21 protein-coding genes are annotated in these 23,871 nt (G+C 62.3%); 7 read left to right on the top strand and 14 right to left on the bottom strand.

The window, feature by feature from the left end; all coding sequences use genetic code 11:
• From VJ604_RS08965 to VJ604_RS08950, 4 genes are all read left to right on the top strand, one after another.
• A partial coding sequence (locus VJ604_RS08965) for a P-II family nitrogen regulator (protein WP_324081720.1) occupies positions 1 to 147 on the top strand: 147 nt, incomplete at its 5' end.
• 53 nt (positions 148 to 200) lie between these two features.
• Complete coding sequence (locus VJ604_RS08960) at positions 201 to 1,721, top strand: ammonium transporter (protein WP_518517907.1); 1,521 nt, start codon at positions 201 to 203, stop codon at positions 1,719 to 1,721.
• Positions 1,722 to 2,070: 349 nt separating this feature from the next.
• Entirely contained in the window at positions 2,071 to 2,550 is a 480-nt protein-coding gene (locus VJ604_RS08955; RefSeq protein WP_324081712.1) for a ferritin family protein, read from the top strand.
• Entirely contained in the window at positions 2,540 to 3,376 is an 837-nt protein-coding gene (locus VJ604_RS08950; RefSeq protein WP_324081709.1) for an inositol monophosphatase family protein, read from the top strand. Before VJ604_RS08955 ends, VJ604_RS08950 begins: the two co-directional genes overlap by 11 nt.
• Positions 3,377 to 3,572: 196 nt before the next feature.
• On the opposite strand, the gene ald is transcribed toward VJ604_RS08950, so the two are convergent.
• Entirely contained in the window at positions 3,573 to 4,697 is a 1,125-nt protein-coding gene (gene ald / locus VJ604_RS08945) for an alanine dehydrogenase (protein WP_324081707.1), read from the bottom strand.
• Positions 4,698 to 4,953: 256 nt separating this feature from the next.
• Between ald and VJ604_RS08940 the strand changes: the two genes are divergently transcribed.
• A complete protein-coding gene (locus tag VJ604_RS08940; protein WP_324081705.1) occupies positions 4,954 to 5,409 on the top strand; it encodes a universal stress protein in 456 nt (151 codons plus the stop codon).
• Position 5,410: 1 nt separating this feature from the next.
• On the opposite strand, the gene VJ604_RS08935 is transcribed toward VJ604_RS08940, so the two are convergent.
• From VJ604_RS08935 to VJ604_RS08880, 12 genes are all read right to left on the bottom strand, one after another.
• Positions 5,411 to 6,238, bottom strand: coding sequence for a sugar phosphate isomerase/epimerase family protein (locus VJ604_RS08935; protein ID WP_324081704.1), 828 nt, complete (start codon positions 6,236 to 6,238; stop codon positions 5,411 to 5,413).
• A 5-nt stretch (positions 6,239 to 6,243) separates the two neighbouring features.
• The gene (locus VJ604_RS08930) at positions 6,244 to 7,485 is read right to left on the bottom strand and encodes a putative nucleotidyltransferase substrate binding domain-containing protein (RefSeq protein ID WP_324081702.1); all 1,242 of its coding nucleotides are present in this window, start codon (positions 7,483 to 7,485) and stop codon (positions 6,244 to 6,246) included.
• A gap of 76 nt (positions 7,486 to 7,561) precedes the next feature.
• Entirely contained in the window at positions 7,562 to 9,073 is a 1,512-nt protein-coding gene (locus VJ604_RS08925; RefSeq protein ID WP_324081700.1) for a VC_2705 family sodium/solute symporter, read from the bottom strand.
• The gene (locus tag VJ604_RS08920; protein WP_324081698.1) at positions 9,066 to 9,389 is read right to left on the bottom strand and encodes a DUF4212 domain-containing protein; all 324 of its coding nucleotides are present in this window, start codon (positions 9,387 to 9,389) and stop codon (positions 9,066 to 9,068) included. The genes VJ604_RS08925 and VJ604_RS08920 overlap by 8 nt, the downstream gene beginning before the upstream one ends.
• A 6-nt stretch (positions 9,390 to 9,395) precedes the next feature.
• Positions 9,396 to 10,610, bottom strand: a complete 1,215-nt coding sequence (locus VJ604_RS08915) for a DUF294 nucleotidyltransferase-like domain-containing protein (RefSeq protein ID WP_324081695.1) — start codon at positions 10,608 to 10,610, stop codon at positions 9,396 to 9,398.
• Between the two features lie 145 nt (positions 10,611 to 10,755).
• Positions 10,756 to 12,747, bottom strand: coding sequence for a solute symporter family protein (locus tag VJ604_RS08910; RefSeq protein WP_324081716.1), 1,992 nt, complete (start codon positions 12,745 to 12,747; stop codon positions 10,756 to 10,758).
• Positions 12,748 to 12,768: 21 nt separating this feature from the next.
• Positions 12,769 to 13,080, bottom strand: a complete 312-nt coding sequence (locus tag VJ604_RS08905; RefSeq protein WP_324081693.1) for a DUF485 domain-containing protein — start codon at positions 13,078 to 13,080, stop codon at positions 12,769 to 12,771.
• A 904-nt stretch (positions 13,081 to 13,984) separates the two neighbouring features.
• A complete protein-coding gene (locus tag VJ604_RS08900; RefSeq protein WP_324081691.1) occupies positions 13,985 to 15,025 on the bottom strand; it encodes a hypothetical protein in 1,041 nt (346 codons plus the stop codon).
• Between the two features lie 55 nt (positions 15,026 to 15,080).
• Entirely contained in the window at positions 15,081 to 15,332 is a 252-nt protein-coding gene (locus VJ604_RS08895) for a hypothetical protein (protein WP_324081689.1), read from the bottom strand.
• Between the two features lie 75 nt (positions 15,333 to 15,407).
• The gene (locus VJ604_RS08890; protein WP_324081687.1) at positions 15,408 to 15,605 is read right to left on the bottom strand and encodes a hypothetical protein; all 198 of its coding nucleotides are present in this window, start codon (positions 15,603 to 15,605) and stop codon (positions 15,408 to 15,410) included.
• A gap of 448 nt (positions 15,606 to 16,053) precedes the next feature.
• Positions 16,054 to 17,421 (bottom strand): sigma-54-dependent transcriptional regulator, encoded by a 1,368-nt coding sequence (locus VJ604_RS08885; RefSeq protein WP_324081714.1) that lies wholly within the window; start codon positions 17,419 to 17,421, stop codon positions 16,054 to 16,056.
• Between the two features lie 65 nt (positions 17,422 to 17,486).
• Positions 17,487 to 19,445: a cache domain-containing protein gene (locus tag VJ604_RS08880; RefSeq protein WP_324081685.1), complete on the bottom strand. Its 1,959-nt coding sequence runs from the start codon at positions 19,443 to 19,445 to the stop codon at positions 17,487 to 17,489.
• 254 nt (positions 19,446 to 19,699) lie between these two features.
• Between VJ604_RS08880 and VJ604_RS08875 the strand changes: the two genes are divergently transcribed.
• Entirely contained in the window at positions 19,700 to 20,596 is an 897-nt protein-coding gene (locus tag VJ604_RS08875; RefSeq protein ID WP_324081683.1) for a DUF2156 domain-containing protein, read from the top strand.
• 245 nt (positions 20,597 to 20,841) lie between these two features.
• Here VJ604_RS08875 and mnmH read toward each other — a convergent pair whose 3' ends face one another.
• The gene (mnmH, locus tag VJ604_RS08870; RefSeq protein ID WP_324081681.1) at positions 20,842 to 21,864 is read right to left on the bottom strand and encodes a tRNA 2-selenouridine(34) synthase MnmH; all 1,023 of its coding nucleotides are present in this window, start codon (positions 21,862 to 21,864) and stop codon (positions 20,842 to 20,844) included.
• Positions 21,865 to 22,181: 317 nt separating this feature from the next.
• Between mnmH and secA the strand changes: the two genes are divergently transcribed.
• Positions 22,182 to 23,871 (top strand): preprotein translocase subunit SecA (secA, locus tag VJ604_RS08865; protein WP_324081680.1); only part of this gene is annotated, 1,690 nt, incomplete at its 3' end.

The following is a 23,871-nucleotide window of genomic DNA, read 5'->3' as shown; positions in this document are numbered from 1 at the left end:
GTGACCGACGACCTGGTGGGCAAGGTGGTCGTCGCCATAGAGGAAACGGCCAAGACTGGCCGGATCGGCGACGGCAAGATCTTCATCATGCCTTTGGACGAGGCGGTCAGGATCAGGACCGGCGAGAAGGGCGACGAAGCCATATAATTTTTCAAGCGATCTTTTTCACATCCTAAAGAACGAATCAATGGAGAGTCATCATGGTACGAAGAGGTATCCTCAGCGAGGTTAGGAGTGTCGCTTCCAGCGGCAAAGTAGTTTCCACACTTGCCAAGCTGGCGCTGGTCGTCAGCCTGTTCGCGCTGCCCATGGCGGCGCAGGCCGAAGATAAGGCCGCCCCCAGCGCCCCCGCAGCCGTGAGCGCGCCGGCGGCTGCCGCTGCCCCCGCAGCCGCCGCTCCTGCCGCTGCCACCGCGGCTACCGCTGCCGCACCGGCCGCCAAGAACGTCGCCCCGGTGCTCAACACCGGCGACACCGCCTGGATGCTGGTCTGTGCGGCCCTGGTCCTCCTGATGACCCCCGGTCTCGCCTTCTTCTACGGCGGCATGGTCAGGAGCAAGAACGTCCTCTCCACCATGATGCACTCCTTCGTGGCCATGGGCATCGTCGGCGTACAGTGGGCGGTGGTCGGCTACTCGCTCGCCTTCGGCCCTGACCTCGGGCACGGCCTGCTGGGCGACTTCAGCAAGTTCATGTTGCACGGCCTGATCTCCTTCGGCAAGGACGGCACCCCCATCTACGCGCTCTTCCAGAACGTCCCCACCGAGCCGGGCGCCATTCCCGAGTATGTGTTCGCCATGTACCAGGCGATGTTCGCCATCATCACCGTCGCCCTGATCTCCGGTACCCTGGCCGAGCGTCTCAAGTTCTCCGCCTGGTGCGTGTTCGTGCTGCTCTGGACCACCCTGGTCTATGATCCGCTGGCTCACTGGGTCTGGATGAGCGACGGCTGGCTCTTCAAGATGGGCGCCCTTGACTTCGCAGGCGGCACCGTCGTCCACCTCTCCTCCGGTATCTCCGCCCTGGCAGCTCTGCTCTTCCTCGGCAAGCGTCACGGCTTCCCGACCGAGCGGATGGCCCCCCACAACCTCCCCTTCACCCTGCTCGGCGTCGGCCTCCTCTGGTTCGGCTGGTTCGGCTTCAACGCCGGTTCCGCCATCGTCGGCCCCAACTGCTCTGACGCCGCTGGCGGCCTGGCCGCCCTGGCCTTCACCACCACCACCCTGGCCCCGGCCGCTGCCGGCCTCTCCTGGATGATCGCCGAGTGGATCCACGGCGGCAAGCCCTCCGCCCTCGGCTTCGGTTCCGGCGTGGTCGCCGGCCTGGTCGTGATCACCCCGGCAGCCGGTTTCGTCGAGCCGGGCACCTCCATCATCATGGGCCTTTTGGCCGGCGTCATCTGCTACCTGGGCGTCATGGCCAAGGCCAAGTTCAAGTACGACGACTCCCTCGACGTCCTCGGCGTGCACGCCCTGGGCGGCTCCACCGGCGCCCTGATGACCGGCGTCTTCGCCACCGTGGGCGCCACCGGCCTGCTCTCGGGCAACATGAAGCAGTTCGTGACCCAGCTGGTCGCGGTGGGTGCTGCCGGTCTCTACGCCTTCGTGGTCACCCTGGTGATCGCCTTCGTGATCAACAAGACCATCGGTCTCAGGGTCGAGAAAGAGGACGAGATCATCGGCCTGGACGAAACCCTGCACTCGGAGCACGCTTACAACTAGACGACCTGCCATGGTAGTCACTAAAGGGGGGGATCGACGGATCCCCCCTTTTTTTGTACCCGATCATCCAAGGGGGGGAGCTTCCGTCCGACCCGATGCCGCCCGCCTTTGAAAGAGCCAGCTGACCCTTCCGGTTCCACCCTCCTCCCATCTCTTCCCCACTCTCAGAGACCATTTGCAATTGTCTTTGACCCGGCGAGACACTGTCACTGCCGTCCCTGTGTCAGTCATTTCTGTTACCTCTGAACCTTACAAGTTACCACCGCTGTCGTCTCCCTATATTTTTTTGAAATCTCTCGCTTTTCTGGTACTGTTTTCCAGTCCAACAAAAGAAAAAGGTGGAGGGTTTATGACATTATTCAGCGATGTTGTGCTCCGCAAGGAAGGGGACTGGAAGGGGCAGTACGAGCGTTTCGGCGCCGAGGCCGGTATCGCCGACCTCAACGATATCTTCACCATGCTGTCGGAGGACGAAAAGCGCCACGCTGACGCCCTGCACGCCCTGGAGACCGGCGGCAGGGTCGACCTCGCCCACTCCTCCACCCTCGACGGTGCCCGCCGTATCCTCCGTCGCCTGTCGATGAAGGATAAGGCGCTGTCGGGATTCCGCGGCGACCTGCACTCGTTCATCGCCGCCATGGATTTCGAGGCGGCCTCCGCCCGGGCCTGCGGAGAGCTGGCTCGCGAGGCTTCGCACGGCTGGGAGAGGGAGCTGTTCCAGAAGATCGCCGAGGAGGACGAGATCCACTTCACGCTGCTGGAGCAGCTGCGTGAGCTTCTGGAGAGCGTCGCTGTGGCGGGGGGAGGGGACCTCAAGGATGTCCACTGAGGAGGCCATCGAGGTCGGGTCATACCTGACTGCCGCCACCGCCGCTGCCAAGGCGGCGGGCGAGCTGCAGAAGGAGCGCCTTTGGAGCGAGAAGGAGATCTCCTACAAGGGGACCTTCGACTTGGTGACCGAGGTGGACCGGCGTTGCGAGGAACTGATCGTGGAGAGACTCAAGGGGGCCTTTCCCGATCACAGTTTCCTCGCCGAGGAGAATGCCTACGAGATAGGCAAGGTCCCCTTCAAGTGGATCATCGATCCCCTGGACGGCACCACCAACTACGCTCACGGCTTCCCCTGGTTCTGCGTCTCCATCGCCCTGGAGCATAAGGACAAGGTGCTGCTCGGCGTCATCTACCACCCCATGATGGACGAGCTGTTCACGGCGGTGAAGGGGGAGGGGGCCTTCCTGAACGGCAACCCGATCCGGGTCTCCGAACGGGAGCCGCTGCGCCGCAGCCTGCTCGCCACCGGTTTCCCCTATGACCGCGCCCGCGACAACGAGAACAATTTCCAAAACTTCATCAAATTCCACCTGGAGTGCCGGGGGGTGCGCCGCGCCGGCGCCGCCGCCCTCGATCTCGCCTACGTGGCGGCCGGCCGGCTGGACGGCTACTGGGAGTGCAAACTGAAGCCATGGGACGTGGCCGCCGGTTCCCTGCTGGTAACCGAGGCGGGGGGGGAAGTCACCAACTACGCCGGCCTGCCGTATTCCATCTACGACCACCGCATCGTCGCCTCCAATGGCGCCATCCACCAGGAGATGCTGGAGGTGCTGGACAACCAGAATACCCCTCGCCCGCTGGGGGGAGAGGCTTGCCCGCCGTAGCCTTGGCGAAGGCGGGGGCAGGGGTGAGGCGGGGCTTCTCGGAAAGTCGAGGCAACCCTCACCCGGCCTTCGGCCACCCTCTCCCCTAAAGGGGTGAGGGGATGGGGGCAGAGAAGCGATGGGATGGGGGAAGAGATGACAGTAAAAAAGGCGGCCTTGCACGGGCCGCCTTTTTTTGCGCGCACTGTCCGACCGGTCACGGCACCGGCTTCACGAACCTCTCCACCGGCGTGTATTCCAGGCCGAAGGCATCCGCCACCCCCTGGAAGGTCACCTTGCCGAGCGCCACGTTCACCCCCGCCCTGATCCCCGCGTGCTTGCGGATCACCTCGCGCCAGTCCTCGGCGGCCAGGGCGGCCGCGTAGGGGAGGGTGGCATTGGTGAGCGCCACCGTGGAGGTGAGCGGCACAGCACCCGGCATGTTGGTCACGCAGTAGTGGAGGATGCCGTCCACCTCGAAGGTGGGGGCCTGGTGGGTGGTCGGGCGCGAGGTCTCGAAACAGCCCCCCTGGTCGATTGCCACGTCCACCAGCACGGCCCCTTTCTTCATGCTCTTCAGCATCTGGCGGGTGACCAGCTTGGGTGCCCGCGAGCCGCGCACCAGCACGGCGCCGATCACCACGTCGGCCTCCCTGATCAGCTCCCTGATGGTGGCGGGGGAGGAGATCAGCGGGAAGCAGTTCTTGGGCATCACCTCCGCCAGGTGGCGCAGCCGGTTGAGGTTCGCCTCCAGCAGGTACACCTTGGCTCCCAGCCCGCAGGCCATCTGGGCTGCGTGGGTGCCGACCACCCCGCCCCCCAGGACCAGCACAGTAGCCGGCTGCACCCCCGGCACGCCACCCAACAGGATGCCGCGCCCCCCCTGGGACCGTTCCGAATACTTGGCCCCCTCCTGGGCCGCCATGCGCCCGGCCACCTCGCTCATCGGCGTCAGAAGCGGCAGCGTGTTGTCCGCGTCGGTGATGGTCTCGTAGGCGATGGCGACGGCCCCGGCCTGCAGCATGGCCAAGGTGAGTTCCTTGGAGGCGGCGAAGTGGAAGTAGGTGAAGACCACCTGCCCCTCCCGGATCAGCTCGTACTCGGAGGGCTGCGGTTCCTTCACGTGCATCACCATCTGCGCCCGCTGGTAGATCTCGGCGGCGGTGGCGACTATCTCCGCCCCGTGGTTCTGGTACGCCTCGTCACTGAAGCCGCTCCCCGCTCCCGCCAGCGACTCCACCAGGACCGTGTGCCCCTTGGCTGACATGACTTCGACCCCGGCCGGTGTCATGGAGACCCGGTTTTCCCCCGCTTTAATCTCCTTAAGTATGCCGACGATCATGGCTGCCCCCCGACCTGCCTTCCTGTGATGTCACAACTCCCAGCGCACACTGTTATTGACCGCCATCCCTTACTATTAATTGTGTCTTCGCTCACTCGAACTGTCAAATCCCCGGTGCTGAGAGCCGGAAGCCTTTCCTTTTGATTCAGATGAAAACTGCAACTAATTGGCTTTGAAATAGTTATTTGAAAAAGATTCAGCAATGAATTATAGTTGGGCATCCTTTCCAGATAGCAATTCTCCTTCGGAGGAATCGATGCTGAACCTGCGCAAGAAGATCCTGGTGGCCATTGACGGCTCTCCCCTGTCGGACAAGGCAGCCGAGGAGGCGGTCAGGCTCGCCGCCGGCAACCCGAGCCAGTTCAAGAGCAAGGTCTACGGCCTGCTGGTGCTCCCCAACGCCCCGCGCAACACCTTCACCGACTTCGTCCCCGCCAAGCCGATCACCGAGCAGGACAAGTGGGCGGAACTGAAGGAACGGATCTTCTTCGTTATCGAGAAGAACGCCGCGGAGATGGGGGTGCTGCTGGAGACCGCGGTGGCGTACGGCGAACCGGCCGAGGAACTGCTCCGCTTTGCGCAGAAGGAGGAGATCGACGTGATCGTGATCGGCAGCACCGGGAAGGGATTCTTGAAGCGGAAGTTCCTGGGGAGCGTGTCGCACAAGGTGGTCAAGGACGCCAAGTGCTCGGTGTATGTGGTGAGAGGATGATTTAAACCGCGGTCTGGTGCGGCTCGGGGGGCTCGGCGTGGTCGGGCTTGGCGGTCTCCCGCCGCAGGTAGCCGAGGATCTCTTTGAGGCTCTGGATGATGATCTGCTCATCCTTGGGAAATTCATGGGGGGAGAGCTCGAGGGTGAGCGTCTCGTTGTAGGCGGTGTTCCTGAGGTGGTTCAGGAAGCGGGTGAGCGGCAGGATGCCGTGCCCGGGCAGAAGGTGCTGGCGCCCGTGGCCGTAGTCGGAGAAGTGGATGTTCCTGATCCGTCCGGAGTTGTAGCAGAGGTAGAAGTCGTTGATGAAGTTGGCTCGCCCCGATCCCATGTGGGTGCAGTCGAAGGTGAGATAGAGATTTCTCTCCTGCAGGAAGTCGATCAGCTTGCCGGTTTCCGCCAGGATGTAGCCGTTGATCTTGTACTTCCCCGTCCAGGGCATGTTCTCCAGGGTGAGCGCCACCTGGTCCCCGCCGATCTCCTTCTGAAAATCGTTGATCCGATACAGCCAGCGCCAGTAGCCGATCTCGCCCCCCAGCCAGGAGGGGGGGTGGAAGTTGATCAGCGGCACACCGCAGTCAACGGCGATCTCGACGCACCTCTTCAGGGAGTCGATCTGGTTCCCCCAGCCGTCGATGGCCATGAACGGTGCGTGGATGGAGAGGATCGGGAGGGTCTGGGCCAACTCCTTGACCAGTCGGCGCGCGTTCACCTTCTGGAACTCGCGATTGATCACGAGCTCCACCCCGTCGAAACCGACCTCGGCCGCCATGGCCAGGACCTTTTCGAGCGGGAAGATGAACAGTGTCCCTGCCGACATGGAAATCCGCATCGGTTCTATCCCATTCCGACCATTCTTTGATAGGCGATCTTCTGCAGGTTGAGCACCGTGTCCAGCGAGACCCGCAAGCGCTCGTCCTGCTCCATATCCAGCTCCTCAGAGTTCACCCAGCTCCCCGGCTGCTCGGTTTTGATCTCGCTCAGTATCCGCGTCTGCATCAGGCACTGGTAGGCCTTGAGCAGCCGCTCGGAGAGCTCCACCGTCAGGAACCCCTTTTCCAGAAGGGACTGTATCCTGGCAACCGTCCCGGGCGCCACCACCCCTGCCTGCACGGCCAGCACGCGGACGGTCATCACCAGCGGGTCGATCCCCAGCAATTGCAGATCCATCTCCCCGCGATGTTCGCCGTCCTTCTCAAGCCGCCACCTGCCGAACCTGCCGAGGGCGAGCGGCAGGGCGATGACGCGGCGGGCGAGCTGCAGGAAATGCCCGCGGTTCTTCTCTTCCAGCACCGTGCGGGCTGCCGAGGAAAGGGCCGCCGAGGCGAGCCCGGCGTCTCCGGTGACCTGATGCAGATCGGTCATCGCCTCCAGTCGCCATTCCAGCTCCGGCACGAGGGGTGATCCGTTCCCCAGCGGCGAGGCGCCCTCCTTCTCGTCGCCGCCGGCGTCACCCGCCACTAGGGCCCGCCAGTTCGAGAGGGTGCCGTGCCAGAACAGGTGGTCCCCCGCCAGAAGACCCGCCTCTTTCAGCGAGGTGGAGAGCTGGCGGCTGAACATGATGGAACGGGACTTCTCTTCCTCGTGCAGGAGGAGGTAGCGGTTGACGCTCTCCAGGGTCTGCTCGCCGCGGCCGCGGTCGCCGCACACGATCAGCGCGTGGAGCGGAGGGTTCCCCTGGCCGAGTTGCTGCATCCGTTCACCGGCCAGGGCCGCCACCTTGGAGACGGCGCGGTCATGGAGGGAGTTGCAGATGCCGCAGAGCGCAAGCACCGACTGCCGTCGGCGGAAATGGGCGGAGACCACCTCGCGGTGACGGGCCAACAGGGTGGGGAGCAGCTCCGGCGAGGTTATCTCGTCGATCCCCTCCTCCAGTGCCGAGATTTCACGCTGCAGGTCGTTTTCGTACTCCAGCTCGTGGTCCAGCCCCTCGATGAACTGGCGAAGCAGCGCCTCCGCCTCCTTGGCCGAACTGCGTCCCCACTTGCCGACAAGGCGCTTCTCGAGCTCCGCAACCAGCTCGGCGCTCGCCCGCCATTGCAGGATATCCTTCCCCTTCGACCCCAACAGCATCGGCATGATTCAGCTCCCCACGTCCTAGTCGTTCACGTTGTCCACGCCGTCCAACTCGTCCACCTCGTCCACCAACCTCCCGCTAATCAAGGTGCCCGTGCACCTCCTGCTCCAGGAAGCGGCGCAGCTCCTCGGGCGGCGCGGGGGTGAAAAGCGAGACCACGATCATCACCACGATCACCAGCGGGGCGCCCACCAGGGCGGAGGAGGTGATGGGGAAGAGCGCGGCCACCTGCGGACATACCCCGCCCAAAAGGGGACCGGCGAAGGTGCAGAGCACCCCGGTCAGCATCCCGGCGATCGCACCGTACCGGTTGGCCCGGTCCCACCAGATCCCCAACAGGAACAGCGGAAAGATGGTGTTGCCGGCCAGGGCGAAGGCGACGGCGGTGATCTCGGCGATCAACCCGGGCGGGTTGATGGCGATCAGGAGCACGATGGCGGCCAGCGCCAGGGTCCCCCCCTTGGCGACCTGCATCCTGGTCGATTCGCTCGCCCGCGGGTTGATGATGCTGTAGAAGATGTCGTAGGAGATGGAGGCCGCGCCGGTCATCAGGAGCCCCGCCACCGTGAAGAAGGCCGCGCACAGGGTGCCGGCGGCCAGGATCCCCACCAGCCAGCCGGGGATGTCGGCGCTCACCAGGGTCTTCAGGGTGACCAGGTCGGCCATGGCGGGGATGGGCGCCAGCTGCCCGTTATGCGCGTCCAACAGCCTGCCGAACACGGCGTAGGCGGGCGCCGACCAGTAGATCAGCGCGATGAAGAAGAGCCCCCAGACCACGCTCCAGCGGGCCTCCCTGATGTTGGGGACCGTGTAGAAGCGCGACAGCACGTGGGGGAGCCCGGCGGTCCCCACCATCAGCGTGAAGCAGAGCGCGCACCAGGAGAAGAGTGAGCCGTGCTGGAAGGGGGAGGCGAGGTCGATGCTGAACCGTTGCGCGAGCTCGCCCATCGCCTCGCCGTAGCCGAACTGCGGCAGGATCCAGAAGTAGCCCAGGCGGCGGGCGAGCCACATGAGCGGCAGGATGAAGGAGACGCTGATCACGAAGTACTGCAGCTGCTGGTTCCTGGGCACCCCGAGCAGGCCGGACATCACCAGGTAGGAGACCACCGCCAGCGCGCCGTACACCACCCCGTGCCGGTAGTCGAGCCCCAGCATGAAGGAGAAGATCAGGCCGATCCCCTTGAACTGGGCCACGCAGTAGATGACCGAGATGGCGATGGAGATCACCGCGGCGATCAGCCGGGCCGCCGAGGAGCCGTAGCGCTCCCCCACGAAGTCGGGGGCGGTGAACTTGCCGAAACGGCGCAGCTGGCCCGCCAGCAGCACCAGCAGCAGCACGTAACCGCCGGTCCAGCCGATCACGTAGGCGAGGGCCCGGTACCCCTGCAGGTAGATGAGGCCGGCAAGCCCCATCAGGCTGGCGGCGCTCATCCAGTTGCTGGCGATGGCGGCTCCCCCACCGATCCTGCCGGTGAAGCTCCCGCCGAAGCCGTACTCGACGCTCTCGCGCGATTTCTGGCGCAGCCCCACCACGATGAAGGAGAGCAGCACCAACAGGGCGGCGAAGATCGACCAGGTGGCGTCATTCATAGGTACGGTCTCTCCTGCGGCTGTGAAACTCGGTGATCCGGTCGATGTAGAGGTTGAAGAGCACGCAGAGGACGATGAACCAAAGCGGCAGGAACTGCCCGGTGAACCAGAAGTGCAGCGGCAGCCCGAACAGGGTGAGCCGGGTCAACAGGCTCCCCGCGCCGCTCCCCTGGCAGAGCGCCAACAGGATCTGGAAGCCGAAGGTGCAGATGGCCCAGCCGAACAGGATGGCGAAGATGATGATCACCTCGTCCCGCATGTGGCCGCTCTTGGGGCGGAACAGGTTGACCCGGTAGCGATCGTTTGGTTGGCTCATGGCGCCTCACATGATGGAGAAGTTGGTGTGGATGATCTTCTGCAGGTCCTCGACCAAGAGCAGGGCGTGCCGGATCCTTTCCCGCTCGTCGCTGGGGAGCGAGTAAGGGTTGAGATGGTAGGCGTCGTCCTGGATCCCCTTTATCACCTTGATCTGCAGGAGGATGCGGTGCTTGGTCAGGATCCGGTAGGCCTCGATGAGCCCTCTGGCCGTGTTGCCGGAGAAGCTCCGCTCCTTCTCCAGAAGTTCGATCCTCCGCACCGTGGAGGTGGCCGGGATCCCCTGGTTGATGGCCAGGATGCGCACGTTCATCACCAGCGGCGCCCAGGCCAGCAGCTTCAGGTTGAACTCGCCCTTGTGCTCGCCGCTCCCCTCGGTCCAGATCTTCTTCAGGAAACCGAGCGCGAGCCTCATCTCGGTAGCCGCCTTGGCCATCCCCCAGAGCGCCTGGAAGTTATCCTGCTCAAGTCCCCTGATCCGGCTGATCAGCTCCTCCGCGAGTTCACGGTCCCCGGCCACGTAGCGGGCGTCGGAGATCACGATCAGGTCCATCACGTTCTTGCCGATGTCCTCGCACTCGTAGCGCACGATGGAGAGCAGCCGGCGCTGCCAGCTGGCGAGCGAACCGCGCCACTTGTCGAAGGAGGGCATGATCTCGCCGGTGCACTTCTTGAAGCCGATCTCGGCCAGCCGCTCCACCAGGGTCTCGGAGAAGTGGCGGAAGTAGTCGTCGTCCTTTTCGCTGCCGCCGTCGCCGTAGACGATCAGGTAGTCCTGGTCGGTGATGAGCGTCTGCTCCTCGCGTCCGTCACTCCCCATGCTGATCAGCGCGAAGGGGAGCGGCGGGGGGGTGCCCATCTCCTCAACCGCGATCTCCAGCGCCCGGCCAGCCAGGGCGTCACGGTAGGCGGTGCAGCTCTCGTGCAGGGCGGGCACCGAGTAAAAGCGCAGGAAGCGCTCCATCTCGATGGCGTTCAGCTGTTCGTGGATCTTGAGCAGTGTGTGGCAGTCGGCGGTGGCGATGGTGGAGAGGAGCTGCTGCTGCTTCACCGTGAAGGAGGAGAGATCCTCGAGTTCCTCCCTCGCTTCCTTCTTGAGCGCCCGCAAGAGCTCGGAGATCTCACCCAGGTCCAACAGCGGAAGGTAGCCGTGCACCCGCCCCATCAACTCCTGCAGGAGTTCGGCGTCGCTGATCTCGGGTGGGTAGAGCTGGTGCGGCATGGCTGCTCCAATGAATGATAATTAGCCGTGGCATCTGATTCTACAGAAAAATTACGTTTTGTAAAACGGTTTGTGGGGAAGCTGGCGGGGCAAAAAAAATGGGGAAGGTTTCCCTTCCCCATTTCTTCTGTTGCAGGTGTGGATCCTAGTGGTCGACTGCCTTGGCGATACCTATACCGGTGTTCTGACGGACGTAGACTTCGTCGAACATCTCTTCCGAACGACGGTTCGGGAAGGCGAGGGCGCCCAGGATGGCGGCCATGAAGCCCAGCGGGATGGAGATGATGCCGGGGTTCTTCAGGGTGAACAGCGGCTTGTCGAGGCCCATCATCGAGGTGCCGGTCTGCTGTGCGTCTTCACGAGCCTTGGCCAGTGCCTTGGCGTCCTTGGCGTCCAAGGTGGCACCCGGAGGCAGGGCAGCCTGCTTCTTCTCCAGGGCCACGACCACCTTCTTGGCGCCTTCGGCGACCACTTTCGGGTAGGTCATGTTGGGGGAGACCATCACCAGGGCGATGGAGGCGATGGTGCCGACCACCAGGCCGGAGATGACGCCGGCGGTGTTGAACTTCCTCCAGAAGAGGGAGAGGACGACGACCGGCAGGTTGCCGGAGGAGGCGACCGCGAAGGCCAGAGCCACCAGGTGGGCGACGTTCTGCTTCTCGGCTGCGATACCGATGATGATGCCGCAAGCGCCGACGATGAAGGAGGTGACGCGGGCTGCGAAGACCTGCTCGTGCTGGTCGGCGTGGCCGTCCTTGATCACGTTAACGTAGATGTCGTGGGCGATGGCTGCGGAGGCCGCCAGCACCAGGCCGGAGACCACGGCGAGGATGGTGGCGAAAGCGACTGCGCACAGGAAGGCGAGGAACAGGTCGCCCAGGATCGGAGCAACGTCGGCACCAAGTTTCTGGGCCAGCATCAGGGTTGCCATGTTGCCGCCGGCGTCCACAGCCTTGATGGACTGCGGGGTCAGGTTGATGGCTGCGCCGAAGCCGAGCAGGGTGGTCAGGACGTAGAAGCCGCCGATGATGAACATGGCGATGATGACGGACTTACGGGCGGCCTGGGCGGTCGGCACGGTGAAGAAGCGCATCAGGATGTGCGGCATGCCGGCGGTACCGAACACGAGGGCCATACCCAGCGAGATCTGGTCAAGCGGGTTCTTCATGTAGAGGCCCGGCTCAAGGAAGCGCTGGCCTGCGTCCATACCGGCAAGTACCACGCCGTCTTTGAGGACCATCTTGGAGACATGGTCCTGGATGTCCGGGCTGCTGACGATGATGTCGAAGAAGCCGATCGGGTTGAAGCCAGCTTTAGCCATGACCATGATGGAGAGCAGGAAGGCGCCAGACATGAGCAGGCCGGCCTTGATGATCTGTACCCAGGTGGTGGCGGTCATGCCGCCGAACACGACGTAGCCGACCATGAGGACGCCGACGCCGATGATGGAGGTCTTGTAGGGGATGCCGATCAAGAGGGCCATCAGCTTGCCTGCACCGACCATCTGGGCGGTGAGGTAGAAGGTGGAGACCGCTACGGTGGAGATGGCGGCGAAGGCGCGCACCGGCTTGGGCGAGGTACGGAAGGAGAGGATGTCCCCCAGGGTGTACTTGCCCGCGTTGCGGCAGGGCTCCGCCACGATCAGGAGCACCGTGATGTAGGCGACCAGCCAGCCGACGGAGTACATGAACCCGTCATAGCCGTACAGCGAGATCAGGCCGGAAATACCGAGGAAGGAGGCAGCCGACATGTAGTCGCCGGCGATGGCCCAGCCGTTCTGGGTGCCGGTGATGCCGCCGCCCGCCGCGTAGAAGTCGGCAGCGGTCTTGGTTTTGGAGGCGGCCCAGACGACCACGCCCATGGTGATGGCGATGATGATGCCGAAGAGGGTGAGGGTGATGGCCTTGTTGGTCTTCAGCTCCGCCTTCTTCTCGGCGGGCTTGGCCGGAGCGGCCGGGGCCGCGACATCCGACTTCTGCACTGCGCCAGCTGCGGGAGCAGCGGCTGCCGGTGCGCCCTGGGCTGCCGGTGCGCTCACGGCGGGGGCTGCGGCCGGGGTTGCTTTGGAGGGCTCTTCAGCAAAGGCGGCCCCGGCAAAGGTGAGGGCCATCGTAGCGGCAATGAGTAATTTCTTCATGGTCATGTCGTTCCTCCTTTACTAAAGATGTAATTCGTCGATCAACTCCCTGGTCAGCCTGTCGAAATCCTTGTTGGCGACGTGGGAGTAGTACAGTGCGATGCCCCAGGAGACGAAGAACTGGGAGAGCGCGAAGATGTAGCCGAAGTTGATGGCCCCCAGGATCTTCACTTTAAAGATCCCCGGCGTGTAGGCTGCCCCGATCGGGAGCAGGAAGTAGTACACGCAGGAGAAGATCCACCACCCAAAGAGGAAGGCGGTCTTCTTGTGGTGTAACTCGACAAATTTAGGATTCTTTGCGATTGCCGACCAGTCGTACTTTTTTTCTGCCATGGTAGTCACTCCTTTCTTGGTAAGATGCGCTGTGGTGGTGACGGCGTCCCGCCCCCTGGGTTAGGTTCCGATAACTCCTCCTTTCGTAATCTCTGTTATTTTTTGTCTGCAACCCTCAGTCCATATCGTGAAGCCGTTTTATTAAGCTGTTTTGCTGATGGTGGTCCACTTGCAACTTGGCGATTCCTTTATGTTTCGTCCGGAATCGCCTCGGGGCCTGATGGCAGTTTCCGGTAGATCGGCGTCTCGCTATTCCGTATACGTGGAAACACTTTTATCACAACGTTTGTAAACATACAATAAAAATAAACGATGTTTTAAATCATGCAACACCCCTGTCGAAAAAAAAATCATGCTGTGGTCTGCGCTAATGCTGTGAAAATACGGGCAAGTGACCAAAAATGGGGGTGTAAAATTTTTTTTAGTTTGTGCGCGCCCCTGGTGGATGCCGGCGCAGGTGACCCTGTTGTCACCCGAAGACCCCTTCCGCCAAAACAGTGTCGCACTGACCTCATAAAATATTCAGCGACACTCTCTGCGGGTCCATAGGGGTAAATCAGGTGCTATCTGGAACCGGCGATAGGGTGTGGTAATGGTATTAAATCAGGACATTATTGGTATTAGGAGGGTGGCTGTATGGGCTTCAAAGAGTGATGCTTGGAATGGGAGAGAATCAGGCGAATAGTATATGGTCGAGTCACTGAGAGTGGGTAAAGCAACTCGTGAAAACGATGTAGGCTGTAAATTTAATGAGGGAGTGACGCAGTAGTTACACTGTATTAAGCCGGTAATCCAATGTTTTATTGATGGTGCAATGTGGGATGATAATAAATGAAGAAAGGAGCGCCCTGTGGGCACCCCTTCTCCTTCAGCATCTAGCGCGAACCTTATTCAGTAGCAACTTTTAGTATCTCAACGATCTCTTGGGCCCGTTCATCCTGATGGCTGCGGAGAACTCCATCCAGAAGATGAGATAGATGGAGATCATCAGCGAAAGTCCGATGTTGGCGTTCTCCGGACCCATTGTGCTGGAAAGGATGGGGGAGGCGAAGCCGGCGCCCAGGGTGCCGGTGGCCCTCTCCAGGAGGTAGAAGACCGGCAGGGTGAAGAGGGTGCCGGCGAACATGATGCCGATCCCCCGTCCGCGCTTGACCCAGTATTTGGGGGAGAACCCGTACATCCTCATGAAGATGACGACCAGGATCAGCCAGACCGAGTAGTCGACCGCCGCATCGGGAAGGGCCAGCTTGTTCTTCACCAGGGCCACCTCCAGCACGGTGACGGCGAAGAGCAGCACGAACATCCAGTTGAACTTCTCGTTGGCCTGGGTCTGCCAGTTGCGGCTGTCGGGTGCCGCGGTCTCCCGGGCGCTGTGATTGGGGGTGCCGAGCGCCGAGAAGAGGATGGCGAACCAGATCCCTGCGTTATGGAACAGGAGCGAGGCGTGGTTGCCGGCCACGTTGGCGATCCGGGACATGGGGTCGCGGGAGAAATCGGCGGCGATCCGCATCAGGAAGAGGTTGACGATGATGGAGCACATGGCGATCACCGTCAGGGTGAAGATCCTGCGTGGTAGCAGGTAGGGATCGATCCGGTCGGGGAAGCCCAGGATGAAGGCGAACCAGATCAGGTACATGATGAGCGGGATCCCCAGGCAGATGCCGTACACCGAGTTGCCGGCGAAGTCCCCCGCCTGGGCGTAGATGATGTACTTCTCTTTGGCGGCCGGATCGGCGTTGACCGACTTCACCAGGTCCTTGGGCACCTTCTTCACACAGGGAAGCAGCCCCATGGCGTACCAGCCGTGATCGCCCTGGGTGGTGTCGACGACCCAGTACTGATCTCCCATCATCTCGTCCAGGCCCTGGAAGACCCGCAGCGAGAAGGTCGCGCAGATGACCACGACGACCAGTAAGAGTATTGCGTTTGATATTTTCATCGGCATCTTACTGTCCTCCCGGCCTGTGTGCGCCAGCCCTGGCGGCTGTCGCGTTCATTTCCTAATCCTTGTGAGTGGTCCAGAACATCGACACGGCGTTGGCGGCGAACAGGCCGTACAGCCACATGGTGTTCCAGGCGGGGCCGGACCAGTGGCTGCCGCGGCCGCCACCTACCACGCCGGACGCGATCACGATGCCGATCATGGCGGTAAAGGCAACCATGGCCACTGCGCGCAGGATGGCACTGTTACGCCAGGTGTGCCGCTCCAGCTCCTCGATTCTAGAAAGCAGCTCCAGTTCTCTCTCGCTCATCGCCTTCTCCTTCCTTCAATAAAATGCTCGGTTCAGCGTCCCGAACCGGACAGATTGAAACAAGTCGCTCTTCGTTCAGACCGCACAGAGATTCTGATCGAGCAGGTCGATCGGGAATCGGTCCGAAAGCTCCCGGTACTTCAGGCATTCCCTGTAGCGGCAGCTGCAAAACCTGATGATCTGGTTCACGTCATGTGGTGAGATGTAATCGCAGCCGACGTCGCAGTAATCATCGTTCTTGCCGTAAAACGGGCACAAAGTATTTTGCTGCATCAAAGCCTCAAATATACTGTTGTAGAGTTGGCGAACCAAAAAGGGTGACTGCCTCTCTACAAGCAACCACCGTACCAAATCTCCCCTTCCTCGATGCCTTCAACAAGATGTCGTGATTTCGTGTACTTACCTCCAGTGATAACGTTTACGTTTGCGTCATCTTGGCTGATGCATTTGCACAAACGCAAATGATGTTAATCCGTTCTATTTCGACGGGAAGCGGACGGATCCGGCGCTCCGTCAGGCAGTCTGCCATGAATTAGTAATGATTACGGTGGTTTGGCGAATGCGGCCAAGTGTGGAGACACGTTTTTGCAGATGTGCAAAGGGGAAAAACTGTTTTGCAGCGGTGCAAATAGCAACGACGGCAGGGGAGGTGAGGCGATTTGGAACAGCGGAGGGGGGCGGATGTGGGAGTGGGGTGTCCGTTTACACCCCACTCACCGTTTTACGCGTTGTACTCGTCCTTCCTGATACCGTACTTCTTGATCTTCCGGTAGATGGTGGCCATGTTGGTGCCGGCCTCCTTGGCGGCCGCCTCCACGTTCCCCTGGTTCTTCCGAAGCAGTCCCCTGAGGTACTCGGTCTCGAACTTCATCAGCGCCTTGTTGTAATCCCCTTCCTCGCCCAGGGACTCACCCTCGGTCTGCTCGGGGGCGCTCACTTCGATGAACTGGGAGAGCACCGGGAGCGTGATGTAGTCGTTGTTCTCCAGGGCGATGCAGGCCTCGATCACGTTCCTGAGCTGCCGGATGTTGCCGGGCCAGGCGAACTCCATGGCGGCTTCCAGGGCGTCGTGGGAAAGCCCCTTGATGTGGGTGCCGAACTTGTCGTTCTGCAGCCGGATGAAGTGGGCGGCCAAGAGCGGAATGTCGTCCTTTCTTTCCCTAAGAGGCGGCAGGTGGATGTTCACCACGTTCAGCCGGTAGTAGAGGTCCTCGCGGAACTCGCCGCTTTTCACCACCGTCTTCATGTCCGCGTTGGTGGCGGAGATGATCCGCACGTCCACCTTGGTGGGGGTGGGGTCGCCGATCCGGTTGAACTCCTGCTCCTGGAGGAAGCGGAGCAGCGTCTTCTGGACCTCCATCGGCAGGTTGCCGGCCTCGTCCAGGAAGAGGGTGCCCCCGTCGGCGGTCTCCAGCAGGCCGCGCCGGTTCTCGGTCGCTCCGGTGAAGGCCCCCTTCTTGTAGCCGAACAGCTCGCTCTCCAGCAGCGAGGCGGGGAGCGCGCCGCAGTTGATGGCGACGAACTTCTTCTCCTTCCTGGGGGAGTTGTAGTGGACGGCCTGCGCGATCAGCTCCTTGCCGGTACCCGACTCCCCGGTGATCAGCACCGAGGTGTCCCTGACGGCAAGCTTCTCCACCTTCTCGAGGACTTCCTTAAGCGAGGAGGAGGCGCCGATGATGTTGTCGAACTGGAAGCGACCGACCAGCTCCTCCCGAAGTTCCCGGTTTTCCTCGATCAGCCGGGTGTGCTGCAGGGCGTTCTTGACCCGGTAGAGGAGCTCCTCCGGCTCGAACGGCTTGGTCAGCATGTCGTAGGCCCCCTTCCTGAGGGCCTGGATGGACATCTCCACGGTGGCGTAGGCGGTCACCATGATGACCGGTATGGAGGGGTCCTTCTGCTTGACCTTCTGCAGAAGCTCGAGCCCGTCCATCCCCGGCATCTTGATGTCGGTCACCAGCAGGTCGTACTGCCCGGCCTGGAAGGCCTCGGCGGCCTCGAAGGACCTGATGTAGGCGGTTACCGCGTAGCCGTTGTCGGAGAGGACCGCCTCCATCATCCGGCAAAGCCCCTCCTCGTTGTCGACCAGCATGATCCTCTTCTTGGCTTGGGTCACCTTCGCGTCACCTCATAACGGCCGTGAGCCGGCCGGAAATATCAGATGTACTGGTCCCTGTTCACCGGCAGCAGGACCTCGACCGTGGTCCCCACCCCCATCTCGCTCTCGATGCAGATCTTGCCGTGGTGCTGCTCCACGATCTGCCGGGTGATGGCAAGGCCCAGACCGGTCCCCTTCACCTTGGTGGTGAAGAACGGCTCGAAGATCCTCTCCAGGTGCTCGTCGGCGATACCCGCGCCGTTGTCGCTGAACTTCAGGCTCACGTTCCCCTCTCCGTCCGCCCCGGTGGAGACCAAAAGCCTCCCCCCTTTCTGCATGGCGGCGCCGGCGTTGAGGATCAGGTTGATGGCCACCTGGCGCAGCTGGTCGCCGTCCACCATGATCTCGGGGAGCGAGAGGTCGAACTCCTTCTGCACGGTCACGTGGTGCATGTCGGTGTGGTTGGCCGCGAAGTCGACGATCTGCCCCAGAAGCTCGTTGATGTTGGTCTGCTCCAGGACCGGCTGCGGGGTCCGCGCGTAGGAGAGGAGGTCCTGGACGATCTTCTTGCAGCGCTTGCTCTCCCGCTTGATCTCGTGGATGTACCGGTAATTGGGGTCGTCGGGGTCGAGCTTCCCCTCGATGTAGGCGGCGTAGCCGAGGATGACCCCCAGCGGGTTGTTGATCTCGTGGGCCACCCCCGAGGAGAGCACCCCCAGCGAGGCCATCTTCCCCTGCTGGGCCAAGTTCGCCTCCAGCTCCTTGTTGTGCTTGATGATCTGGGTCATCCGGTTGAAGGCCACCGCCAGTTCGCCCAGCTCGTCGTTGCTCTCCACCGCGATCCGCTCGTCCAGGCGCCCCTGCTTGACCTTCCTGATCACCCGCATCATCCGGTCGATGGGGTCGGTCATCACCCTGGAGGCCACGAAGACCAGCAGCACCGCGCCCACCGAGACCAGGATGGTGAGCACCACCATGCTTTCCATGATGCGCCCCTTGATGGCGTTGGCCTCCTCGTAGAACTCGTCCTCGTAGGAGCCTGCCGCCACGATCCAGTTCCAGGGCTTGAAGTACTCGTAGCGGACGATCTTCATGCGCGGCTTCTTGTCGCCGGCGTTCATCCAGGGGTAGCGGATCCAGCCGCTCTTCTGCTCGCACATCTCCTTGATGAAGTGCTGCCCGCTGCTGTCGGTGGCGTCGTAGAAGTTCTTCCCCTCGCCGGTGGGATGGATCATGAAGTTGCCGGCGCCATCCAGGCAGAACACGTAGCCGGTCTTGCCGACCTTCTTGCTTTTGATCTTCTCCTTGAGGGCGGCGAAGGAGCGGCGTTCGAAGTCGACGTCGTCGTAGGTCTCCTCCAGGTAGCCGCCGGCGGCGATGATCCAGTCCCACTCCCTGAAGTAGCGGTAGGCCACCACCTTCTTGCGGAGCATCTTGTCCCCCAGGGCGGCGTTCTTCCAGGGATAGACGATGTAGAGCACCTCGCCCGGCTTGGAGCGGACCGCCTTTTCGCACATCTCGCGGATGAAGTAGCGTCCGGTCTCGTCCTTGGAGTTGAAGACGTTGGCCCCTTCCTGGGCGACGTGGACCTTCAGCTCCCCCTTGCTGGTCATGGCGTAGATGTAGCCGCTCTTGCCGACGTTGACCTTGGCCAGGGCGTTGTGTGCCTCCCGCTGCGCGGCGGCCAGATCGATACGCCCCTTCGCCACCTGGCGCTGCTGGGTCTTCACCACGTTGTAGGCGAGCTCGGTGAGGGTGGCCAGGTCGTTGTTGAAGCTCCTCTCCTTGTCCTCCTTGTAGACCTGGAACTGCTGATAATGGGAGTTCAAAAGGTCGACCGTGTAGGAGGCCATGTGCTCCAGGTCGTCCTTGGAGGTCTGGGTGATGCCGCGGTAGGCCTGCTGGGTGGAGATGTAACCGATCACCCCCCCCACGATGAAGATGGGGAGGATTACCAGCGGCAACACCAGGACCACCATCTTCCAGCGCAGCTTCAGGTTGTTGATGAAATTGAACATATGAGTGAGAAGGCGTTTTGTGCTCTGTACGGGCGGGCCCGCGTGGCTGCCCGGGGCAACCGGCTGCGGCTCCCGTTGCCGTTGGAGGTAATGTCCGTGACACCGTTTTCGCGCGATATTAGCGTATACGGTAAGATAAGGGTAGACTTTTTTGCATTTATGCGAAAAATTGGAGGCCCCGGCCTGCCGGCGGCCTTTCCCGGCCGGCCAGGGGCGCATGGTATACTGAGCATAGTCTGAAATGGAGCCGACTCATGAACATCCCGCACTACCCGCTGTCGAGGCCGATCCAGCTGGAGGACAAGCCGCTGCTGGACGGCCTCTTCGAACAACTCCAGCCGCGCATCTCCGAGCTTACCTTCGCCAACCTCTACCTGTTCCGCAAAGTTCACGACTACCGCCTTTCCCTGGTGGGGGATGCAGTGGTGGCGCTTGCCCGAGGCTATGACGGCTCGGCCTATTTTCTTCCTCCCTTCAGCGGCGATGCGGCCCGGGCGGCCGGTGAGCTGCTCGACCAAGGGCTCACCCTCTACGCCGACAATCTATTATTGGGGAGCCTGTCGGGCCGGGAGGATTTGGAGGTGGTCGAGGACCGGGACAACTTCGACTACCTGCATGTCAAGGAAGAGATGGCGACCCTGAACGGGCAGGAGTATCACCGTAAGAAGAACCGGGTGAACTACTTCATGGTGAGGCATCGCTACGAGGTGCAGCTCTTTGAGCCCAGGCACCTGGAAGGCTCGCTGGCGCTTTTGGAAGAGTGGCGCCGGGTCAAGACGGCGATGGGGCCCAAATCGGTGGAAGGGGAGGCGGCCGGCGCCGCGGAGGCACTCAGGCTGCATGAGGAGCTGGGGCTTTCGGGGGTGGTGGTCCTGGTGGAAGGGGTGGTGAAAGGGTTCGCGCTGGGGGAGTGTCTGAACCGGGAAACCGCGGTCTGCCACTTCGAGAAGGCGGACTTCTTCCTGGAGGGGCTCTACCAGTTGCTGGACCGGGAGTTCAGCCGGCTGCTCTTCACCGGTTGCCGCTATCTCAACCGCGAGCAGGACCTCGGGGTGGCTTCGCTCAGGCAGGCCAAGCTCTCCTACCGCCCGGTGGAGCTGATCAAGAAATACCGGGTGCGGCGGCTCTCAGAAGGGCAGGGAGTTGCCTGATCGCTTTGCACCTGCATGGCAAGCGTTCCTTCCTCCGCGCTCGCATCTCCGGCAGACCCCTCTGCTCTCGTGTCCGACAGTCCCCTCTGCTCCCCTGTCCGACAGTCCCCTCTCCCGAGGGGGGAGGGTTGGGAGGGGGAACCGAGGTGTCCCCTCCGATGCAGCTTTGTGTTTCGGGGCAGTGCTCCCCCCACCAAGCCTCCCCCCTTCGGGAGGAGGGGCAGTCTGATGGGGGCAGGGAGGAGTTACGGCAGCGCCTTCACCCGCGCGATCAGTTCGTCCGCGGCGGCATCGAAGTCCTCCATGGACAGGTCGAAATCGGCCACCCACTCCCGGTTCTTGTAGTAGACCTTGTCGTAGTAGTCGCAGATCAGCCCGGTCATGAAGGGTTCCATCTCCCAGCGCTCGAGGTGTCCTTCCAGCTCCTCGCACTTCTTCCCGCCCAGCTTCTTCCTGATCCGCTGCAGCGCAGCCCCCATCTCCTCCTTGTACTCGGGAAGGCCGTATTCCTCGATGAGCCTCCTCACCCGGGTCTCGATCGACGCGAAGCACCAGACCCTGACGCCGGCCGCCATCTTCTGGTAGAAATCGCCCGGCAGCGAGACCCGGCCGATCCGCTCGCTCTCTCCCTCCAGGATGAGCGGCATCCCTTGGGGCGCCTTCCTGATCTCGTCCCATAAAAGGGTCTCGAAGCGCTTCTGGGTGAGCGTCTGCTGGAGGCCGAGCTGCCCGAAGGCCGAGCCGCGGTGGCAGGCGAGTCCCTCCAGATCGAGCACCGAGCAGCCCCGCTCCTTGAGACGGGCGAGCAGGGTGGTCTTGCCGATGCCGGTCATGCCGTGCAAGACGATGAGCGGCACCTTCGGCGAAAAGGGGGTGAAGTAGTCGGAAACCACGCCGCGGAAGGCCTTGTAGCCCCCTATCAGCTGCACCGCCGGATGCCCGGTCAAATCAAGGATCGAGGTCACCGTCTTGCTGCGCAGGCCCCCCCGCCAGCAGTAAACCAGCGCAGGCCTCCCCTTGACCTGGGAGGCGATGGTGCTTACCATCTCCGGGAAGCGGTGCGCGGTCAGCTCCAATCCGCGCTGCCTGGCGAGGTGCGGCCCCTGCTGCTTGTAGAGGGTGCCGATCTCAACCCGCTCCTCGTTGCTGAGCAGCGGCACGTTGATGGCGCCGGGTAGGTGGTCCTCTTCGAATTCGAGTGGGGTGCGTACGTCCACCGGCAGGTGGCTCTCCAGAAGGGCTTCGTCAAAGTGCGTGGTAGCTGGCAAGGTTACTCCGGTTAGTTGGTGTCATCCCTCGCCCCTTCAGGGGAGAGGGTGCCCGAAGGGCAGGTGAGGGGGCCGCCGCCACCGGCAACTGCTCCCTCACCGCTGCTCCTCCCCGCGAGGGGGAAGGGGCAGGATCGGACAACCGTGCATTATATAGGAGAGCATCCGCCGAATGCAAGGACGCACCGCCGGAAATCGCCTCCCCGCACGGCTCGCCGCCCCCCTGCGGCGCCTTTTCTGTTGAGACGTTCTTATATATATGGTACCTTACCCTGTTTTTACATCCCTTTATGCAGATGCAAGGAGAATCCAAGAGCATGTTCGACGCGATCATCAAGAAATTCGTCGGGAGTAAGAACGAGCGGGAACTCAAGCGCATGTGGCCCGTTGTTGCACGGATAAATCAGCTGGAAAGCGAGATGGTGAAGCTCTCGGACGATGCGCTCCGGGGCAAGACCTCTGAATTCAAAGAACGTTACGGGCGCGGCGAGAGCCTGGATTCCCTCCTGCCGGAAGCCTTCGCCGTCTGCCGCGAGGCGGGCAAGCGCGTGCTCGGCATGCGCCACTTCGACGTGCAGCTGATCGGCGGCATGGTGCTGCACTCCGGCAAGATCGCCGAGATGAAGACCGGTGAAGGCAAGACCCTGGTCGCCACGCTCCCCTCCTACCTGAACGGCATCAGCGGCAAGGGTGTCCACGTGGTCACCGTCAACGACTACCTGGCCCGCCGCGACTCCGACTGGATGGGGCGCATCCACAAGTTCCTGGGGCTCTCGGTCGGCGTGATCGTGCACGGCCTGGACGACGACGAGCGCCGCGAGGCCTACGCCGCCGACATCACCTACGGCACCAACAACGAGTTCGGCTTCGACTACCTGCGCGACAACATGAAGTTCGACCTGGCCGACTACGTGCAGCGCCCCTTCAACTTCGCGGTGGTCGACGAGGTCGACTCCATCCTGATCGACGAGGCGAGGACCCCGCTCATCATCTCCGGCCCCACTGAGGACTCCACCGACAAGTACTACATCATCGACCGCATCATCCCCATGCTCAAGAAGGGCGAGGTGATTGAGGTCGCGGCCAACACCCTCTCCGGCAAGCGCAAGACCTACACCGGCGACTACACGGTCGACGAGAAGTCCAAGCAGGCCACCCTTACCGAGGAAGGGGTCCTGAAGGTCGAGAAGCTCCTCAAGGTCGAGAACCTCTACGACCCGCGCAACATGGAGATCCTGCACCACACCCAGCAGGCCCTGCGCGCCCACGCCCTCTTCAAGCGCGACGTTGACTACGTGGTGAAGGACGGCGAGGTCTGCATCGTCGACGAGTTCACCGGTCGCCTGATGCCCGGCCGCCGCTGGTCCGACGGCCTGCACCAGGCCATCGAGGCCAAGGAAGGGGTCAAGATTGAGAACGAGAATCAGACCCTTGCCACCATTACCTTCCAGAACTACTTCAGGATGTACGACAAGCTCTCCGGCATGACCGGTACCGCCGACACCGAGGCGGAGGAGTTCCACAAGATCTACAAGCTGGACGTGGTGGTCATCCCGACCAACCGTCCGCTGTTGCGCCCGGACTTCCCGGACGTCATCTACAAGACCGAGCGCGAGAAGTTCAACGCGGTCATCGCCGAGATCAAGGAGCTGCACGAGAAGGGACAGCCGATCCTGGTCGGCACCATCTCCATCGAGAAGTCCGAGCAGCTCTCCGAGCTTTTGAAGCGCGAAGCGATCCCGCACTTCGTACTCAACGCGAAGCAGCACGAGAAGGAGGCGGAGATCGTCGCCCAGGCAGGCCGCAAGGGGATGGTCACCATCGCCACCAACATGGCGGGCCGCGGTACCGACATCCTTCTGGGTGGTAACCCCGACGGTCTTGCGCGCCAGGAGTTCGGCGGCACACCGGATGCCAAGACCGAGGAGGTCATCGAGGCGATCGGCAAGGCGATCGACGAGGAACAGGACGAGGCTGCGATCCTGAGCATGCTCGAGAAGGACTTCG

The sequence above is a fragment of the Geomonas sp. genome (assembly GCF_035254065.1).
Lineage (GTDB): Bacteria > Desulfobacterota > Desulfuromonadia > Geobacterales > Geobacteraceae > Geomonas.
Note: the sequence above shows the minus strand (reverse complement) of the source record. Positions and strands in the feature narration are given on the sequence as shown.